At 38.0% G+C, this 19,825-nt stretch carries 20 protein-coding genes; all 20 read left to right on the forward strand.

Annotation, left to right across the window (positions count from 1 at the left end; translation table 11 throughout):
* Positions 1-35: 35 nt before the first annotated feature.
* The 20 genes from LHV68_00940 to ahcY all read left to right on the forward strand — a co-directional run bounded on the left by LHV68_00940 (position 36) and on the right by ahcY (position 19,731).
* Positions 36-827, forward strand: coding sequence for a hypothetical protein (locus LHV68_00940; protein MCB4790432.1), 792 nt, complete (start codon positions 36-38; stop codon positions 825-827).
* Between the two features lie 15 nt (positions 828-842).
* Positions 843-995 carry a hypothetical protein gene (locus LHV68_00945; protein MCB4790433.1) on the forward strand — a complete coding sequence of 51 codons (153 nt, stop codon included), beginning with the start codon at positions 843-845 and terminating at the stop codon, positions 993-995.
* A gap of 184 nt (positions 996-1,179) precedes the next feature.
* Entirely contained in the window at positions 1,180-1,410 is a 231-nt protein-coding gene (locus LHV68_00950) for a type II toxin-antitoxin system prevent-host-death family antitoxin (protein MCB4790434.1), read from the forward strand.
* The gene (locus LHV68_00955) at positions 1,407-1,805 is read left to right on the forward strand and encodes a type II toxin-antitoxin system VapC family toxin (protein MCB4790435.1); all 399 of its coding nucleotides are present in this window, start codon (positions 1,407-1,409) and stop codon (positions 1,803-1,805) included. The genes LHV68_00950 and LHV68_00955 overlap by 4 nt, the downstream gene beginning before the upstream one ends.
* Before the next feature lie 243 nt (positions 1,806-2,048).
* Complete coding sequence (locus LHV68_00960) at positions 2,049-3,032, forward strand: sugar ABC transporter permease (GenBank protein MCB4790436.1); 984 nt, start codon at positions 2,049-2,051, stop codon at positions 3,030-3,032.
* A gap of 128 nt (positions 3,033-3,160) precedes the next feature.
* Complete coding sequence (locus LHV68_00965) at positions 3,161-4,006, forward strand: carbohydrate ABC transporter permease (GenBank protein MCB4790437.1); 846 nt, start codon at positions 3,161-3,163, stop codon at positions 4,004-4,006.
* Positions 4,007-4,045: 39 nt separating this feature from the next.
* On the forward strand, positions 4,046-5,383 hold the full coding sequence (locus LHV68_00970) for a sugar ABC transporter substrate-binding protein (protein ID MCB4790438.1): 1,338 nt from the start codon (positions 4,046-4,048) through the stop codon (positions 5,381-5,383).
* 79 nt (positions 5,384-5,462) lie between these two features.
* Entirely contained in the window at positions 5,463-6,263 is an 801-nt protein-coding gene (locus LHV68_00975) for an alpha/beta fold hydrolase (GenBank protein MCB4790439.1), read from the forward strand.
* A gap of 11 nt (positions 6,264-6,274) precedes the next feature.
* Positions 6,275-6,694 carry a peptide chain release factor-like protein gene (locus LHV68_00980; protein MCB4790440.1) on the forward strand — a complete coding sequence of 140 codons (420 nt, stop codon included), beginning with the start codon at positions 6,275-6,277 and terminating at the stop codon, positions 6,692-6,694.
* Positions 6,695-6,702: 8 nt separating this feature from the next.
* Complete coding sequence (gene radC, locus LHV68_00985) at positions 6,703-7,404, forward strand: DNA repair protein RadC (protein ID MCB4790441.1); 702 nt, start codon at positions 6,703-6,705, stop codon at positions 7,402-7,404.
* A gap of 60 nt (positions 7,405-7,464) precedes the next feature.
* Positions 7,465-8,151: a polyprenol monophosphomannose synthase gene (locus LHV68_00990; GenBank protein MCB4790442.1), complete on the forward strand. Its 687-nt coding sequence runs from the start codon at positions 7,465-7,467 to the stop codon at positions 8,149-8,151.
* Positions 8,152-8,305: 154 nt separating this feature from the next.
* Positions 8,306-9,376: a recombinase RecA gene (gene recA, locus LHV68_00995; protein MCB4790443.1), complete on the forward strand. Its 1,071-nt coding sequence runs from the start codon at positions 8,306-8,308 to the stop codon at positions 9,374-9,376.
* Positions 9,377-9,455: 79 nt separating this feature from the next.
* Positions 9,456-10,565, forward strand: coding sequence for a glycosyltransferase family 4 protein (locus LHV68_01000; protein MCB4790444.1), 1,110 nt, complete (start codon positions 9,456-9,458; stop codon positions 10,563-10,565).
* Positions 10,543-11,715 (forward strand): glycosyltransferase family 9 protein, encoded by a 1,173-nt coding sequence (locus tag LHV68_01005; GenBank protein ID MCB4790445.1) that lies wholly within the window; start codon positions 10,543-10,545, stop codon positions 11,713-11,715. Before LHV68_01000 ends, LHV68_01005 begins: the two co-directional genes overlap by 23 nt.
* A 12-nt stretch (positions 11,716-11,727) precedes the next feature.
* Positions 11,728-12,831 carry a glycosyltransferase gene (locus tag LHV68_01010; GenBank protein MCB4790446.1) on the forward strand — a complete coding sequence of 368 codons (1,104 nt, stop codon included), beginning with the start codon at positions 11,728-11,730 and terminating at the stop codon, positions 12,829-12,831.
* Between the two features lie 883 nt (positions 12,832-13,714).
* The gene (locus LHV68_01015; protein MCB4790447.1) at positions 13,715-15,094 is read left to right on the forward strand and encodes a sugar transferase; all 1,380 of its coding nucleotides are present in this window, start codon (positions 13,715-13,717) and stop codon (positions 15,092-15,094) included.
* Entirely contained in the window at positions 15,095-16,024 is a 930-nt protein-coding gene (locus tag LHV68_01020; GenBank protein ID MCB4790448.1) for an NAD-dependent epimerase/dehydratase family protein, read from the forward strand.
* Positions 16,025-16,072: 48 nt separating this feature from the next.
* Positions 16,073-17,128 (forward strand): NDP-sugar synthase, encoded by a 1,056-nt coding sequence (locus LHV68_01025; protein ID MCB4790449.1) that lies wholly within the window; start codon positions 16,073-16,075, stop codon positions 17,126-17,128.
* Between the two features lie 76 nt (positions 17,129-17,204).
* The gene (gene metK / locus LHV68_01030; GenBank protein ID MCB4790450.1) at positions 17,205-18,377 is read left to right on the forward strand and encodes a methionine adenosyltransferase; all 1,173 of its coding nucleotides are present in this window, start codon (positions 17,205-17,207) and stop codon (positions 18,375-18,377) included.
* 97 nt (positions 18,378-18,474) lie between these two features.
* Positions 18,475-19,731, forward strand: coding sequence for an adenosylhomocysteinase (gene ahcY, locus LHV68_01035; GenBank protein ID MCB4790451.1), 1,257 nt, complete (start codon positions 18,475-18,477; stop codon positions 19,729-19,731).
* Positions 19,732-19,825: the final 94 nt, after the last annotated feature.

A 19,825-nucleotide genomic window follows, 5' to 3' on the forward strand; every position in this document is an offset into this window, starting at 1 on the left:
ATGAGAGCCTAAATCTGTTTTATGGAGAACTACTAATGAACAAATACTGCTTTGTTCTGATGTTTCTTTTTGTTACATCCGTTGCTTCTGCCGAAAGCAAATGGACTCCTTATACTTCTATTGGATATAGATTCATCCCGGGGAAATATTATTATGTGCTAGTGAGTGGAGAGAAAAGCGGTGGAAGCGCAACTTCAATTGAGTATAGCCAACATGAGAAAAACGCAAACCTGGAACTGGTAGCGGCAAGATTTTCGCTTATGAAATCTTGCGGCTCGTTTCAATTCGGGTTTGAATATGGATTGGATTTTTCTGGTAAAAATACAAGTAATGAATGGAGACTGGCAAAAGATGTTTCCGATGGAGCGTTTGAGTATCTGCTGTCTGATGGTGGGCCATCACGCAATTCTGAAAAGACAATCATTAAATCAATCGAAACCATGGCCATACCTTTGCTTGTTAACTGTAGCTTCAATATATTTGAAAAAAAAGAGTATGCATTTAGAACAAGGTTGGGAGCGGGTGTTTATATTATCAATCAAATGGAAGACAACAGTATAAATCCAGACGTGCTTAGCATAACTGGTTATAACTGGGATTGGAGAACTACAGATAGAGAAAATATTTTAGTGATAAATACTATTTATGAATTTAGTCCAGAATTTATTTATAAAATATCAGATAGTTTAGATTTAGGCTTGAAATGCGATATTGCATATATCCCCAAATATAAACTATTTAATTTTGAAGTGCCTGCAGGTAAAACCGAATATGAATTCGGAGGAATTGCTTACGGTGGCGGAGTATCGCTAAATTTAAATTTCTAGTAAAGGAGCCTTCCAATGTCCGATCAGCAAAAGACTGAACTTACCAAAGAACAAATATCGATACTTCTTCAAATCATCAATAAAACCAGCGTTGTAGGCGAGCAGGTGGAAGTAGTGGCGAACCTCAAGCAGACCCTCGTTCAGATGTTTAATGAAAAAAAGAAATAGCTGAATAAGTTCGGAGTAATTAGTTCGTAGTTTGTAGTAAAAACCGTGAACTAAAGACTATGAGCCAAAAATCTCTTTGCCTGACATTGAGTTTCTTATCGCTTAGAACTATCTGTAATCAATTTTTAAACAAATCTTGACATGGCCATTTGAAATGACTATAATGACAATAGGAGGTGGTTATATGAAAACGATGAATGTAACAGATTTTAAATCCCATGCTCTTCAGATAATAAGCAGGGTGGCTGAACTGCATGAGACAGTAATCATAACAAAACGGGGCAAGGCCTTGGCCGAACTAATCCCATTTAAACCACATAATAAAAAAGCTTCTTGCGGCAGGCTTTCATCAGCATTGATAAGTCAAAAAGATATAGTAGCACCGATAGATGAAGAATGGGAGGCGAACAAGTGAAGTATGTGATGGATACGCATATATGGATTTGGTGGCATATGAAGCCTGAAATGCTTTCCAAAAAAACAAAAGAAATTATTAGTGATACCCGCGGGTATGAAGAAATGCTTGTATCGGCTATCTCAATATGGGAGTTTTGCAAACTAATCCAAATGGAGAGGATTGTTATTTCCTGCGACACGGAAGAATGGATTAAGAAAGCTATTGACATGCCGAAATTCAGGATTGTCCCTTTGTCAACAGCAATTTCAATTAGTTCAACAACACTGCCTGAAGGATTTCACAGTGATCCTGCAGACCAGATAATAGTAGCAACAGCACGAGAAGAAAATGCAACGATATTGACATCGGATAAGAAGATTATTTCCTATAAACATGTTAAATCAGTTTGGTAATATGAATAGTTATTAGTTCGGAGTAATGAGTTCGTAGTCTAAAGGCGTGATTAACTACGAACTAAAAACTTTTTACTAATAACTACTAACATTGAGTTTCGTAATTCTTACCACTTAATCCTTATCTTTCCGCTTAAACTCATCTGCAATTCATTCACTGTCTACCAGCTGCTGTTTATGAAAAATTTGACTATAGAGAAATAATTTACTATACTAATTTCTCATAAACACAAAGGGATTTCAGTGGAAAAAATAATAAAAAATCTTGAAGATTTTTTTAATAAAGAAACAGTTGTAGGGTACTGTTTTATCCTGCCTAATTTTATCGGTTTTTTGATATTTACATCTCTTCCTATAGTCGCCTCTATGATATTGAGTTTTACCGAGTGGGACATATTTTCTGCTCCCAAATTTATTGGTTTAGAAAACTATTTTCATTTATTCTGGTTTCACGTACGCCATGGAATGACTTTTTCGTCGTGGTTTGACTATATCGCCGTATGGAGATATATTGAAGCAAATGACCCGGATTTCTGGTATTTCCTTTACAATACGGTCTTTATGATGATAGGCATACCTTTGGGGATGATAGGCTCGCTTTTCCTTGCGATTATAATGAACCGGGCCTTGCGCGGGATTTATTTTTTCAGAACGATATATTTCCTCCCTACGGTTTCTTCGGCGGTAGCTATAGCCCTTCTCTGGAGATGGATATACAATCCGGATTACGGTATGCTTAATACTATGCTTGCTTCAATCGGAATAATCGGGCCGCCCTGGCTCAACCATCCTGTCTGGGCAAAGATCAGCCTTATAATCATGGGGTTATGGACATCAATAGGCGGGTATAGTATGTTGTTATATCTGGCGGCTTTACAGGGTATACCTCAGCATTTGTATGAAGCGGCAGACATCGACGGAGCAAATTTCTGGCAGAAATTCCGGCATATTACAGTACCCCTGATATCGCCTACAACGTTTTTTATCTTTATTATGGGCGTGATATCAGGTTTTCAAGGCGGTTTTCAAAATGCCTATCTTATGACAAGAGGCGGGCCTGCGCAGGCAACAACTACTATCGAATATTACATATATAACAATGCTTTTGTCTGGTTCCATATGGGTAAGGCTTCGGCGCTTGCCTGGTTTTTGTTTTTAATAATTTTTGTAGTTACGTTGTTTAATTGGAAATACGGCGGCAAAAAAGTAACATATACATACATTTAAAAAATTTAAGGAAAAGTGAAAAATAAAAAATGATATATCGCCTTCGGCGAGTTATTTTAATTGTTTCGCAAAAACAAAACACCATAATTTTGCATTTTGCATTTTGATTTTTACATTAAGGTTTAAAAATGACTCTAAGCCAGATAAAAAAATTAAGAGATTTTATTAACAACACGGTAACGTATGCGATCCTTTGTGTTTTTGGGATCACGATGTTATTTCCTTTTCTGTGGATGTTTTCAACATCGTTAAAAGAATCATCCCAGGTTTTTACAGCATCGCTTGACTTATGGCCAAAACCCTTTGTTTTCAGGAACTATTTAGATGCCTGGAAGGTAATTCCTTTTGGAAAATTTTATATAAACAGTATATTGGTTGCATTATGTGTAACAGTCGGACAGACCATAACAAGCTCAATGGCCGCTTATGCGTTCGCACGGCTGAAATTCCCCGGCAGGGACAAGCTTTTTTTAGGCTACCTTGCAACCATGATGGTGCCCTATATGGTAACTACCATACCTGTTTTTATTTTGATAAAAGAGCTAAACTGGCTCGATACTTACAAGGCGTTGATACTTCCTGCGATGTTTACTGCCTACGGCACTTTTATGCTAAGGCAATTCTTTATGACACTGCCGTCCGAGCTTGAAGATGCCGCAAAAATAGACGGGTGCAGTTTTTGGAGGATCTATTGGCAGATAATACTCCCTTTATCAAAACCTGCCCTTGCGACCCTTGCAACTTTTACTTTTCTTGCCAACTGGCAGAATTTCATATGGCCGTTGATAGTAACGTCGTCTGAAGATATGAAAACGCTTCCTGTCGGACTGTCGTATTTTCAGGACCTATACACCACGAACTGGACACTGCTTATGGCGGCTGCCATAATTGTGCTTATTCCCGCATTGCTGGTTTTTATTTTTAACCAGCGCTTTATAACAAAAGGTATAGCTTTGAGCGGGCTTAAAGGTTAATGTAAATAATCATATACAACTTTGGAGGCTTGAAAAAGTATGAAAAAAATAAGTGTTTTATTAATTACGGGCAGTATTTTATTCTCAGGGTTTATAGGATGCGGAAAAAAGAATGAGGCAGCTAAATCCGGCGAGGCGCAGCCTCCTGAGATCCGGGTAGCTTTCTGGGGAGCTGTGGAGGAAAAGGAAATTATAACTACTACTATCAATGCCTGGGAAAAAGAACATCCGAACATTAAGGTGGTTTTACAGCATATCCCTGCAGGTTCCTACAGCGACAAAATACTTACGGAAATAGCCGGCGGCAACCCTCCGGACATCATTTTTTCCGATGTGGATATATTTGTAACATTCATAAATAAAGACGCACTTCTTGACTTGACGCAGTTTTTGAATGCTGACAAAAGTTTTAACATATCGGATTTCTTCCCGGGGATAGTGGACAGGTTCACGGTAAACGGTAAAATATACTGTATACCAAGGGATGTTGCCCCATTCGGGGTGATCTTTTATAATAAAACCTTGTTTGACAAGCTGAAAGTCAAATACCCTTCCGATGATTGGAATATGAACGATTTCGTAAAGACTGCAGAAAAATTAACAGTTGATGAAAACGGTAAAACCCCCCTTGATAAAGGATTTAATCCGAAAAAAATACAAAGATACGGGTTTTGGGGATGGTCGATACATAATTTCATTTATTCTTTCGGCGGGAAATTCGTTGATGATGTAAAAAATCCTAAAAAATGCATTATAAATGAGAAACCGTCTGTAGACGGGATGCAGTTTTTTATGGACCTGTCTGATAAATACTATATCGCCCCTATGACAGGAGCTTTGACGAATATGGGTATGAGCATAAACCAGCTGTTCTCTATGGAAAAACTGGCCATGTTCCAGTCCGGTATCTGGGAAACTCCGAATTTAAGAAGATTGATCGGTAACAGGTTTGACTGGGATGTAGTGATGTCTCCGAAAGGGCCGGACGGTAAAAGAGGGTTCGGGACAGGCGGTTCAGGCTACGCCATCATGAAAGTCACCAAACATCCTCAAGAGGCATGGGAAGTGCTAAAGTGCCTGGCAGGAGATAAAGGCCAGGAGATGCTTGCAGATAACGGCCTTGCCCAGCCTGCAAATAAGAAAATATCCGAAGGCCCGTTCTGGGCCGGAAGTCCTAAACAACCTGCAAACAAGAAAATGTTAAACGAGGCGGTACAATATTCAGTATATAACCCTTTCCATCCTAAATGGAGGGAAGCCTGGGACAAGTTCGTTTATCCGCAGATAGACCTTATCTTCAATAAGCGTATAACCGTTAAAGAAGGGTTGGATAAAGCTGCCGAGAAAGTCAATTCTGCCTTTGCCGGCAACGAGTAGGTATATCTAAAATAATTAATGCTTTAAAGAAGATATTTAACGGTCTTGCTGCTTTCTGTTCTTCGTAATTATAAAACCTATGCAAGAAAAAAATAAATACCGCAAAATATTAATAGTTTTTTTAAGCTTATTCATTATGCTTGCCTATCCTTGTAGCTCATGGACAAAGGTCTCAAAAGGAGCGAGGATAGGGGAGAAAATATCCTTTAAAACTAAGGACGGCGTAGAAATACAGGGGCTTTTTGTAAAACCTGCCAGATCAAATATCAAAACTTTTGTTTTATTACACGGCCTGGCAAGCAGCCAGGATGAGTGGCAGCTGTTTGTCCATCAATTGTTAAAAAAAGGATACGGTTTTTTGTCTTATGATGCAAGAGGCCACGGTAAAAGCCTGGTGATAAAAGGCGGCCAGAAATTTACTTACGAAGATTTTGGCCCGCCTGGAGATAACTCGAACTGGGATAAGATGGTTTCAGACCTCAAAGAAGCCGTAGAATTCCTGAAAAACAGCAAGGGTATACCGTATCAAAAAATAGGAATTATAGGCGCAAGCCTTGGCGCAAACGTTAGTTTGATCTATGCCGCTTCAAACGATAAGATTAGTCCTGTTATTCTTCTTTCCCCCGGGCTCAACTATGCAGGCATGGAAATAAGCCAGACCATTCTCTCCTTTACGTCGAAAGAAAACAAATACAGACCTATCGCCATCGTAGCATCTCCGAATGATACCTATGCATTTCAAAGCGGGTGTTTTTTATATAAACAAATCGAATCCAATAAAAAAGCAGTCTTAATACAGGGACAGAACTCAAACCACGGTGTCCAGATGCTTGATAAAGCTATGATACGTAAGCTGTTTTTGTGGATCAGCCAGCATTAATTTGATCTCAAATGAAATATCCAGTAAACCCTCTGAAAGAAAAAAAACTTGACGAACGAATGTTCAAATTTAATATCCTTGAGAAAGACATTCAGGAAAAATTTGTTCAATCTGGAGGCAAGGGCGGGCAAAACGTAAATAAATTGTCCACTTGTGTATACCTGAAGCATCTTCCTACGGGTATAGAAGTGAAATGTCAGAAAGAACGCTCTCAAAGTTTAAACAGGTTTTTTGCAAGAAGGATTTTGGTAGAGAAAATCGAATCTTTATTCCTTGGCAATTTAAGCAAAGAACAGCAGAAAATAGAAAAGATCAGAAGACAAAAACGTAAAAGGTCAAAACGTGCAAAAGAAAAGATGCTGGAGCTTAAAAGAATCAAAGCTGAAAAGAAATCTTTAAGAAAGCCGGTATCAGATTATAATGATCAATAGGGCCTACTATGCCTCTAATTTCTAAGCGAAAGAATTCCAAACAAACTTATACAGGACACAGAAAAAGGATCAAAGATAAATTTAAAGCAGGCGGCATAGAGTCCTGGCTTGATTATGAGATACTTGAGTTTGCCCTTTCCTACGCTATCGCAAGAAAGGACACAAAAACTCTGGCAAAAGAGCTTGTCCATAAATTTAATTCTTTTAACGGCGTACTTGATGCTGATTATAAAGATCTAAAGTCCATAAACGGGATATCCGAACACACCGCTCTTTTTATAAAGCTTTTAAAAGAAATAACAAAGTATTATTCTAAAAATACAATAGCTAAAAAAAACCTGCTTGCTTCTCCTGAAGGTGTAGTTAATTTTTTAACAACTGTCCTGAAAGGTTCATTTGACGAAGAATTTCATGCGGTTTTTTTAAACAGGAGCAACAACCTGATAAAACAGGAACTCCTGCAAAAAGGGACTATTGATAAATCTATTGTTTATCCAAGGAAAATCGTTGAACGTGCCCTGTATCACCATGCAGTTAACGTAATTATCGCTCACAATCATCCCGGAGAGACTCTAAAGCCTTCTAAGAATGATATAGAGGTGACGGATGCTATTAAAACTGCTCTCAAAACAGTTGATGTAGATTTATTAGATCATATTATAATAACTGGCAGCGGTTATTTTAGTTTTAAAGAACAAAATTTACTTTGATGAAAGAAAAACTGTGCCTTTATTGCTGGACAGGCAAATGCCCATCTGAAGAGTAAGAGCATGAATGTACTTGTAATAATCCCTACCTATAACGAGAAAGATAATGTAAAAACGATAGTTGAGGGCATTATGGGCTTTGACTGCGATATTTTGTTTATTGATGACAACTCGCCCGACGGCACAGCCCTTGAAATTGAGAACATCAAGAAAACGAACAACAAGCTGAAATTGATAAAACGGCCCGGTAAAATGGGATTAGGGTCAGCATACATAGAAGGTTTTACTTATGCTCTTAATAATAATTATGAAAAGATAGTTATGATGGATGCTGACTTATCTCATCCATACGCCAAAATACCCGAATTGATAGGTGCTAATTCGGATTATAGTGTCGGTTCCCGCTATATCCCAGGCGGTAAAATTGAAGGCTGGCCTCTCTACAGGCACCTGCTCAGCAAGTGTGCGAACTTATATGCATCGACCATTTTGAATATCGGTGTCAATGACCTGACAAGCGGGTTCAACTGTATGGGAAAGCGGGTTTTAGAACAGTTAGATTATAGGAACTTGAAGGGCGAAGGATACGCTTTTCTTATAGAATTAAAATACCGTGTTTTTCAAAAAGGGTTTAAATTAAAAGAAGTACCTATAACATTTAAAGAAAGAGAAAAAGGAAGATCCAAAATAAGCAATAAAATAGTCTGGGAAGCTTTCTGGCTCGTTCCGAGATTAAAATTGTTTTCTTGAAATATCAATGAATTCATATTATCGTTGACAATCAATATATAGTTATATATAATAAAAAATCAGTGATAAGGGATAAGTTGTAAGTGATAAGATAAAACGAGATTTTTCTTACGACTTACCCCTTAAACCTTACCCCTGAGTTACGGAGGGAAAAATGGCAAAAGATGAACGTTTAAAAGCTCTTGATCTGGCTTTGACACAGATTGAAAAAGATTTCGGCAAAGATGCTATAATGAGATTAGGTGAAAAGCATGCAAAGATGCCTGTTTCGGCGATACCTACAGGGATTTTGCCTTTAGATATTGCAATAGGAGTAGGCGGTATACCCCGCGGACGGGTTATAGAAATATTTGGCCCTGAATCCGGAGGCAAGACAACTCTTTCACTCTGTATCGTATCTCAGGCTCAAAAACTCGGCGGTATAGCCGCATTTATAGATGCCGAACATGCCATGGACCCGGATTATGCTTTAAAACTCGGTGTAGATATAGATAACTTGTTGATCTCCCAGCCGGATTCAGGCGAACAAGGGCTTGAGATAGCGGATAAACTTGTCCGTTCCGGTGCTGTTGATGTGATCGTGATAGATTCGGTTGCGGCACTAGTACCTAAAGCTGAAATTGAAGGAGAGATGGGCGATTCGCACATGGGGCTTCAGGCCAGGTTGATGAGCCAGGCTCTTAGAAAACTTACTTCGACTATTTCAAAATCAAAGACCTCTGTAATTTTCATCAACCAGGTCCGTCAGAAGATCGGTGTCATGTGGGGGAATCCCGAAACTACGCCCGGCGGCCTTGCTTTGAAATTTTACTCGTCAGTACGTCTGGATATAAGAAAAATTGAGTCCGTTAAAAAGGGCGAGGAAGTGATAGCCAATAGGGTAAGGGTTAAAGTTGTAAAAAACAAAGTTGCACCGCCCTTCAGGCAGGCTGAGTTTGAAATAACTTTCGGGCAGGGCGTAGACCGCTTCGGCTATTTAATAGATATGGGTATTGAAGAAAAGATCATTGATAAATCCGGAGCCTTCTTTTCTTTTAAAGACCTCAAGCTGGGACAAGGGCGTGACAACGTGAAACAGTTTTTACAAGAGAATCCAAAGACAACTGACGAGATTGAAAGCATAATAAGGCAAAAATATTTTCCTGCAGCAGTTCTTAAAACCCAAGATACTCAAGAAAAAGCTGAAGCAAAAGACGATAAACCTGTCCGCGCTGGTAAGAAATAAATTTTTTAAGCGTATTTAATTTTAAAAGAGATTGCTTCATGTTCTGAAACAATCTCTTTTTGTTCTCTATGATTTTTGCATGAAGATTCTATTTGCTTCTCATTCACTGGTTGAAGAAGAATACAGGAAATATCTAAAAGAGCTTTCAAATCTTGGATTTGAAATAAAAGCCTTATGCCCGGATATATGGAAGGAATGCGGAGAAGATAAAGTTGTTAAAGAACCTGTCGAAAAAGACGGTTATGTGCTTTATCCAGTCCCTGTAATATTTAGGAATCATATTCGCAGTTTTTTCTACCGGAACGATAAACTTGTTAAAGAACTGGTAAGGGATTTTATGCCAGATTTGGTCCATATTTTTGAGGAGCCGTATTCTATCTCTGCTTTTCAATTAATAAATGCTTTAAAAATACTTAAAAACCGCCCTAAGGTCGTGATTCAGTCATTTGAAAATATATATACCAGGCAGCCGTTCCCTTTTTCCTGGATAGAAAAATACAACCTGAGATTTGCAGATGCAATAATATCAGTTCCTATTGAAGGGAGAGGATTATGGCAAAAAAAAGGTTTTAAAAATAAGATTTTTAATTTGCCGGTCGGTATCGACGATGAAGTATTTTATAAAAAAGAAACTGTAAAAGAAGGTATAATAAAAATATGCTATATAGGCAGGATAGTTAAAGAAAAAGGTATTCCTATATTGGTCGAAGCATTCAATAAACTTTCTTCTAAATATAAAAACATTGAATTGTCTTTAATTGGTAACGGCTATCTCAAAAAAGAACTGCTCCTAAGAAATAAGAACCTTAGTATAAAATTCATAGACTCTGTTTCTAATAAGGAGCTTCCCGCCTTATATTCAAAAATGGATATTTTAGTATTGCCTTCCTTGACCACAAAAAACTGGAAAGAGCAATTTGGAAGGGTTTTAATAGAAGCAATGGCATGTGGTGTTGCAGTAATAGGTTCTTCAAGCGGTGAAATAGCGAATGTAATAAGTGACTCAGGAATAATCTTTAAAGAAGGCAGCCAGGAAGGATTAAGTGCTGCTATGGAAGAATTGATAGAAAACCCAAAAAGGCTTGAAGAGATGAAAGCAAAAAGTTTAGAAAGAGTGAAAAATAATTATACCTGGGCTAAAGTCGGGATAAAACTGAAAAATATTTATGATGAAATCACGGCAAAATAAAAACAGGTTAAAAAATGGCTATCATTTTCAGCGTCTTTATGCGAGACTGTTGTTTATCCTCATTGATTTTGCAGGTAATCTGATTTTACGCCCGTTTATTAAGAAAGCACTGCCCCAAAATAGTTCTCATCGTAAAGTATTGCTTTGTAAAAATGACCATTTAGGAGATATTGTTTTGTTTTTGCAGGTACTTCCTGAAATAAAAAAAGTATTTTTAAATGACGAACTGCACCTTGTTATAGGGAGTTGGTCAAAAGACCTTGTGAACGGCAACCCTTATATTAATAAAGTTATTTATTATGACAATTATTTTTTAAACCGGGGTAAGAATATTGTTAAAAAAGTATTTATCGATATAATTTCATCAATAAATTTTGTAGAAGAGGCTCTAAAAAACAAATATGATATGGCCATAGATTTTAGGGCTTATTTCCCGAATATGATACCGCTTTTGATTTTTGGCAATATTAAATACAGGATAGGGTTTACGAGCGCAGGGCTCGGTTTTTTGCTGAATCATAGCGAAAAATGGAAAGAAAATATTCCGGAAACAGAACATTTCCTAGATTTAATCAGGATATTCTCGTACGGACCGCATGAAAACAAAACAGATGCGTTAGACTACCTTGTGGATATCGATAAAGCTGAAAGGTTGATGAATAATTACCGCATAAACACTGATAAAAAGCTGATACTCGTTCACCCTTTCGGAGGAAATGCTACGAAAAAGTGGGAAATAAATGCCTGGAAAAAAGTTATAAGAGAGTCTATCAAGAATAATTGTATTGTAATTTTAGTAGGTCAGCATCCGGAAAACCCCTTTGTTGATCTGGTTGACAACCAGAATGTTTTTAGTGCAATCAATAAAACCGATATAAAGACGCTTGCCGGGTTGATTAAAAAAGCTGAGTTAGTAATAGGAATGGATTCGTTCCCAGCCCAGTTTTCAATAGCGCTAAATAGGAAAACTATCGTAATAATGAGCGGGATTGAAAATCGATCGCAATGGTACGATAAAAAAGACAATGTTTCAGTATTGCAGAAGGAAGTCGACTGCAGTCCGTGTTATAGAAAAAATGGATGTGAAAAGATGTCCTGCCTTGAAATCGGTTCAGATGAAGTAGTAAAGCTTATCAATTCTTATCTTTGACATTAAAATAGAATGAGAAAATTAAGAGATATAAAGATTGCAATAGTTCATGACTGGCTTACCGGAATGCGCGGCGGGGAAAAGGTTTTGGAGGCATTCTGCGAGTTATTCCCTGATGCGGATATTTATACGCTTTTGTGGGACAAAGACAGTGTGTCAGATACAATTGAAAAGCATAGGATAAATACTTCATTCTTGCAGTATATCCCGAAGATCGAAAAGAACTACAGATATTACCTTCCTCTAATGCCCTTTGCCATATCAAGTTTTAACCTTGACAGATATGACCTGGTCATTTCATCAAGCCACTGCGTCGCAAAAGGGGTAAAAACAAAAAAAGAAATCCCTCATATTTGTTATTGCTACACTCCTATGCGTTATATCTGGGACCAGTATGATGAATATTTTAATGCCAAAAAATCCGGTTTTATAGTTAATTTACTGATGTTTATGGTAAGGCCTTTTCTTCAGGATTGGGATGTTGAAAGTTCCAGGAATGTAAAAGAATTTATCGGTATATCTGAACATATAATAAATAAAATAAAAAAGTATTATAACAGGGATGCAAAAGTAATTTATCCTCCTGTAGATGTTGAAAACTATCCAAATGCGTGGGATGGGAATTATTATTTAATGGTGACAGCAATGGTACCATACAAGAGGACAGACTTAGCGATAGAAGTTTTTAATGAGTTAAAATATCCTCTAAAGATCATAGGAAAAGGTCCAGACGAATCCAAATTAAGGAAAATGGCCAATCCTAACATTGAATTTCTCGGCTGGCTTTCAGATGAAGAGATTAAGCGTTATTATTCAGGATGCAAAGCTTTTATATTCCCTCAGGAAGAAGATTTCGGCATAACAGCTGTTGAAGCCCAGGCAGCCGGCAAACCTGTAATAGCCTTCGGCAAAGGCGGTGCCGCCGAAACCGTTATTAATGGACTAACAGGAGTATATTTTAGTGAGCCAACACATGAAGGCTTGAAAGATTGTATTTTAAAATTTGAGAAAATGAATTTTGATAAAAACAAGATACGAGAAAATGCCTTGAAGTTTTCACGCGAACATTTTAAAAAAGAGATAGTTTCATTTTTTTCAAGATACATTGAATTCTAAAATGCCTGTCATTCCCTAAAGTAGTAATCGGGAATCCAGCCGAATAAGTAATGTTTGAAAAAGGATTTTAAGAAACAGTTAGTGGTATGCGGAAGCATTCAGGAATTTCCTTTTCGCTAATAATGCATTCATTCGTATTTTTCAGGGGCCGATAAATCGGCATTCCATTTAAGTAAATAGAGGAAGTCACTGCCGGAACTCGGTCTTCGGCTTCGCCAGGAATGACCTCAGACAGTCCTCGCCGACTACTTCCTGAAAAACACTCATTCATAGCCGCATTAAACCCGCTCAAAGAAAATCCCTGAATGTTTCAATGAATGGTGTTGTGTGGAGTGGACACTGCAAGGGTTCGCAGACTCACCAAACCCGCTAAAAGCGTGCTTAATTGCCTCCCGGCAATACTTGCAGTGCGAAAACCTGACATAAGATACCACTACTTCGTTAAGTGAGGTTTACCATTGCGAGCCAGAGGCGAAGCAATCTCGACGTTTTGGAGATTGCCACGTCGCTTCGCTCCTCGCAAAGACACCGAAGAAGAAAGAGTGTCGTATGATATTCGACTTAACGAAGTAGTGCTATAATAGTCAAAATATTTAAGCCTCTTATGTTGGTTTTGTTATAAACCCCATTTTGGCTGGTAATGAGAGAGTATTTTTCAGGGAATTATTCAAGGACTGTCCGAAGCCCTTTCTGGCGAAGCCGAAGGGCAAGTTCCGCAGAATCCTGAAAAATACGAAAGAATAGCCAAGGGGGCGCCTTTCTTTTGGTTCGTTTTCTTTGAGCGGCCAAAGAAAATGAACTCAGGGGTGCGGGGGCGGAACAGCCCCGCAAACAATAGCTTAAAGCTTGCAATTTCCGTCAAATATTGATAATATACCAAAATATGAAAATCACCGGCATTAAACCAATTATCGTAGTTACATTGCTGACATTGGATGCAGCGGTCATTTGTTTTGCGTTTTATTTTTCATATCATATGAGGTTTTTCTCGATAGTAACGGATGTTTTCCCGCTTGAGAGGGGGATCCCCGAATGGATTTTTTACAAGTACCTGCTTTATTTGATAGTACCTCTTTACTTATTTGTATTCTCGCAGCACAGTTTCTACAGCGTTTATTTTACACCGTTTTTAGATGAGTTATTAAGAGTAGCCAGGGCAGGAAGTGAAAGTTTCTTTTTCCTTGTAATGGCAACATTTTTTTATAGGGATTTCTCTTTCTCCAGGCTAACTTTTCTGTTTTTTTGGATAAATTCAATATTATTCATATTTATAGCACGGGAAATCTTTAAAACAACGACAACTTATTTTTTATATAGGATTTTGGGAAAAGAAAGAATATTAGTAATAGGAAAGGAAAACAAAGTTTTAAAAAAAATAATAAAGCAGCATCCGTATATAAAGGTGACTTACTACCCGTATGACGATCTGCCTAATGCTGAAAAAATAAAAAGTATTATTTTAGATAAATCGATAAACCAGGTTATACTTACCCACCAAAAATGGCCTCAAGACAAACTGCTTAATTTTTATGACATGTGTGAAAATTTAAAAACTGATTTGAAATTTGTCCCTGACATAGTGCAGATATGCAGGGGAGAGATAATCATCGATTCATCTCTAGGGATACCAGTTTTCCATTTAAAATCGGTTTCATTAGACGGGTTCAACTTCTATTTTAAACGCGTAGTTGATCTGATACTTTCAATAATCTTTATATCTTTTTCCTGGCCGGTGCTGCTTTTTATAATTTATTTAATTAAAGTTGATTCTTCCGGAAGTTTTTTATACTATCATAAAAGAGTTGGTTATCGTGGGAAGATATTTTCATTTTATAAATTCAGAACGATGGTAAAAAATGCAGATGCGCTGCTTGAAGAAGTAAAATCTCAGAATGAACGCCAGGGTCCGGTTTTTAAAATGTCGAAGGATCCAAGAATAACAAGAGTTGGTAGGTTTTTAAGGCGGTACAGTCTGGACGAAATACCTCAAATAATTAATGTGTTGCGTGGTGAAATGAGCATTGTCGGGCCAAGGCCCCAGGTTTTATGGGAAGCTGAAGCTTATGATGACTGGTCAAGAAGAAGGCTGAGGGTGCTTCCAGGAATTACAGGGATTTGGCAGGTATCGGGCCGGGCATCCTTGAGTTATGAAGAAATGATAGAACTTGATATATTCTATATAGAGAACTGGTCGATGGGATTGGACCTGAACATAATATTTAGGACTATACCTGCAGTTATTACCAAGGAAGGGGCTTACTGAATGAAGATATTGGTAACCGGAGGTGCCGGTTTCATCGGTTCAAATATAGCAGATGCATTTATAAACGATAGGCATAAAGTAATCATAGTTGATGACTTGTCATCCGGAAAGAAAGAAAACCTTAACAACAAGGCGAAGTTTTTCAACGTTGATATACGTGATAAAAACAGGCTTTCAAATTTATTCAAAAAAGAAAAGATAGATGTTATATGCCACCATGCCGCACAGATAGACGTTAGAAAATCAGTAAGTGACCCTGTTTTGGATGCCGGTATAAATGTATTGGGAACAATTAACCTGATGGAAAATGCCAAAGCCTTTAAAGTGAAAAAAATAATATTTGCGTCTTCCGGCGGGACCATCTATGGCGAATGCGGTAAATCTGCACCGGATGAAAATTATATCCCAAGGCCGGATTCACCGTACGGTATAACAAAACACTCGGCAGAACTCTATCTTCAGTATTATTCAAAGTTGTTCGGAATAAGCTTTACTTCTCTTAGGTACGCAAATGTATTCGGCCCAAGGCAGGACCCGCAGGGAGAAGCGGGTGTTGTAGCTATATTTTCAAACAGAATGCTGAACAGCGAAACTGTGGTAATTTACGGAGACGGCGAACAAAAAAGAGATTATGTTTTTGTTAAAGATGTTGTAAAAGCGAATATTCTGGCTCTTCATAATGGGAATAGTGAGATCATTAATATCGGAACAGAAAAAGCAATATCAGTAAATGAACTTTTTAAAAGCATGGCTGATATTTTAGATTATAAATTAAAACCAATGCATAAACCAAAACGAACAGGTGAACTTTTAAAAAGTTTCCTAAATGCGGACAAAGCGAAAAAAGTGCTGGGCTGGGAACCGATATACGATTTTAAAGAAGGTTTAAGGCAAACGATAGATTATTTTAGATCAGTAAATAGCAAGTAGTGAATGGAAATAATTTAAAACTATTCACAAATAACTGGAGGTTTTTCAATGAAAGCTCTCATTCTAATTGGAGGGTTAGGGACGAGATTAAGGCCTTTGACATGTTTTACTCCAAAACCTCTATTGCCTATTGTGAATGTACCATTTTTAGAATACCAGTTTAAATTACTAAAACAGCATATGATAAAAGAAATAGTCCTTTGTATTGCCTATTTACCCGACGAATTTAAGAGGCATTTTGGAACCGGAAAGAAATGGGGCCTGAAAATTCATTATGTGCACGAAGATCATCCTCTTGGGACAGGTGGGGCTGTTAGAAATGCTGATAAGCACATTAATGAACCTATAGTAGTTTTTAACGGTGACATGTTTACTGATATCAACCTAACTAAAATGTATGAGTATCATAAAAAGAAAAAAGCTTATGTGACCCTAGCTTTAACAAGAGTTAAGGACCCTACGCTTTTCGGTCTTGTAGAAACCGATAAAAACGGCAGGATCGAAAGATTTTTGGAAAAACCTTTCTGGGATGAAATAACCTGTAATACGATTAATGCAGGAACTTATATTTTTGAACCGGAAGCTATTAAACATATTCCGGAAGCTGTGAATTATTCATTAGAAAGGGGACTTTTCCCGAACTTATTGAATAAAAAATATAACTTATACGGCTATATATTCAACGGTTATTGGCTGGACATAGGCACGATTGATAAATACTTACAGGCGCATCATGATATGATTTCAGGCAAAATGCAGTTCAATCTGCCAGGGCATAGGGTGTTTAACAATGTCTGGGCAGGGAAAAAACTGCAATGGGGTAAAAATATAGACTTGAACGGCAGGTTGGTTTGCGGAGAAAATGTAAGGATAGGGGATTTTGTGCAAATAGTAGGTAATGTATGCCTCGGGGACAACATTAGCCTCGGAAAAGGCTGTTACATAAATGATTCCGTTGTAATGGATAATACGAAAATCGGCGAAGGTGTAAGGATTGAAACGGCTTTGATCGGGAAAAAATGCTGTATTGAAGCAAATAGTGTATTAAGTTCAATGGTTACGCTTGGCGATAATTCCGTAATTCAAAAATACTCAAGGCTTTAAAAAATATTTTATTTTTTTATTAAAAAATGCTACAATCACAATTCATTGTTTATTATAATTCTAAAGGAGGAAAAAAATGAGTTCTATAAGTAAGGGCAAAGATTTTGTTTTTACATCAGAATCAGTGACTGAAGGCCATCCTGATAAAGTTTGTGACCAAATATCCGACGGGGTACTTGACGAAGTCTTAAAACAAGACCCCAGAGGCAGGGTAGCTTGCGAAACTTTCGTGACTATGGGGCTTTTGATCGTGGGCGGTGAAATAACCACGCACGCATTTATAGACATTCATAAAATGGTACGAAATATAATCAAAGAAATAGGCTATGTGCATCCAAAGTACGGGTTTGATTATGAGACTTGCGCTATATTGAATGCAATTCATACACAATCCCCGGACATAGCTCAAGGAGTAGATACAGGAGGGGCAGGTGACCAGGGGCTGATGATAGGTTATGCATGTAATGAAACGAACGAACTCATGCCTCTTCCTATAATGCTTGCTCATAAATTGACGCTGCAGCTTGCCAAAGTAAGAAAAGAAAAGATCCTGAAATATCTTGGGCCTGACGGAAAATCACAGGTCACAGTCGAATATAAGGACGGCAAACCTCTAAGAGTAGACACGGTTGTTATTTCGTCCCAGCATACCGCTGATATTCTGGATAGAACCGGCAAAAAGATAACGAACAAAGCAAAAGAAGAGATCATTGCAAAAGTTTGTATGCCTATAGTTAGAAACTGGGTTGATAAAAAAACAAAATATTTTATAAATCCGACCGGTAAATTCGTTATTGGCGGTCCTCAATCCGATACCGGCATGACAGGGCGAAAAATAATCGTTGATACGTACGGCGGAATGGCTGCGCACGGCGGCGGCGCTTTCTCAGGCAAAGACCCGACGAAGGTTGACAGAAGCGCATGTTATATGGCGCGGCATATAGCCAAGAATATAGTTGCGTCAAAACTGGCAGATAAATGTACAGTACAATTGGCCTATGCTATCGGAGTCGCAGATCCCGTGTCCGTAATGGTTGATACGCATGATACAGCGCGGATACCTGAAAAAGAAATCGATAAACTCGTAAGAAGATATTTCCCGCTGACACCGAAAGGGATAATTGAATATCTGGATTTAAGGCGCCCATTCTATAGAAAGACGGCATCCTATGGGCATTTTGGGAGAAAAGATAAAGATTTCTTATGGGAAAATACTAATAAAGTCAAAGAACTGCAGAAACATATATAGCGTTCAGCGGATAGCGTAGAGCGTATAGGAAAGTCAAAGACTTTAACTATCCGCTAAACGCTGAACGCTATACGCTATAATTTAAAGGGAGATTTTAATGAAATATGATATAAAAGACATAAAACTAGCAGATCATGGCAAAAAGCGTATAGAGTGGGCAGAAAGAGAGATGCCTGTTTTAAGACAAATAAAAGCCCGTTTCAAAAAAGAAAAACCGTTCAAAGGCATAAGAATGGCCTGCTGCCTCCATGTGACAACTGAAACATCGAACCTTGCCATCACGCTAAAAGAGGGCGGTGCTGATGTAAACCTGTGTGCTTCAAACCCTCTTTCTACACAGGATGATAATGCAGCGGCTCTGGTTAAACATTACGGTATTTCTACTTTTGCCATTAAGGGCGAGGACAACAAAACTTATTACAAGCATATAAACACGGCTATTGAAAATAAACCTCAGATAACCATGGATGACGGGGCGGATACAGTTTCTCTGATACATTCAAAAAGAAGGGACCTCCTGGATTATGTTATTGGAGGAACAGAAGAAACAACGACCGGGGTTATCAGGCTACGTGCCATGGAAAAAGAAGATGTTCTTGAATACCCTATTATTGCTGTTAATGATGCACTGACAAAACATCTTTTTGACAACAGGTACGGAACAGGACAGTCTTCGATTGACGGTATTTTAAGAGCGACAAATGTCCTGTTGTCAGGGAAATTTTTTGTTGTAGCCGGCTACGGCTGGTGCGGCAGGGGCGTTGCGATGCGGGCAAAAGGAATGGGGGCAAATGTCATAGTAACTGAAGTAGACCCCTTAAAAGCGATAGAAGCGACGATGGACGGATTTTTAGTTATGCCCATGTCAAAAGCTGCCAGGCTCGGAGATATTTTTATTACTTTAACCGGAGATATAAATGTGATAGCTGAAAGTCATTTTAAAGTAATGAAAGACGGTGCGATAGTATGTAATTCAGGCCACTTCAATTGTGAAATAGATATTGAGGCATTGAAAAAATTGTCAAAGTCTACCCAGAAGGCTAAGGATTTTGTTGATGAATATAAGCTCAAGAACGGCAACAGGATATACCTTTTAGGAGAAGGCAGGCTTATAAACCTTGCTGCGGCAGAAGGCCATCCGGCAAGTGTCATGGACATGTCTTTTGCAAACCAGGCTTTGGCCGCAGAATATATGGTAAAAAACTGCAAAAAACTTGAGAAAAAAGTTTACTCAGTACCTGAACCTATAGATAAAGAAATAGCCCGCCTTAAACTTAAAAGTATGGGTGTCGACATAGATAAACTTACACCGGAACAAATAAAATACCTTGCTTCCTGGCAGGAAGGGACGTAATTTATAAAATTTCAATAACCAAGAAACAATAACCAAACTAAAAAGAAAAATGATAAATCCCAAAGATTGGTTATTGGGATTTGAATATTAGTTG

It is taken from the genome of Candidatus Liberimonas magnetica (assembly GCA_020523885.1).
Classification (GTDB): Bacteria; Elusimicrobiota; Endomicrobiia; order Endomicrobiales; family JAFGIL01; genus Liberimonas; species Liberimonas magnetica.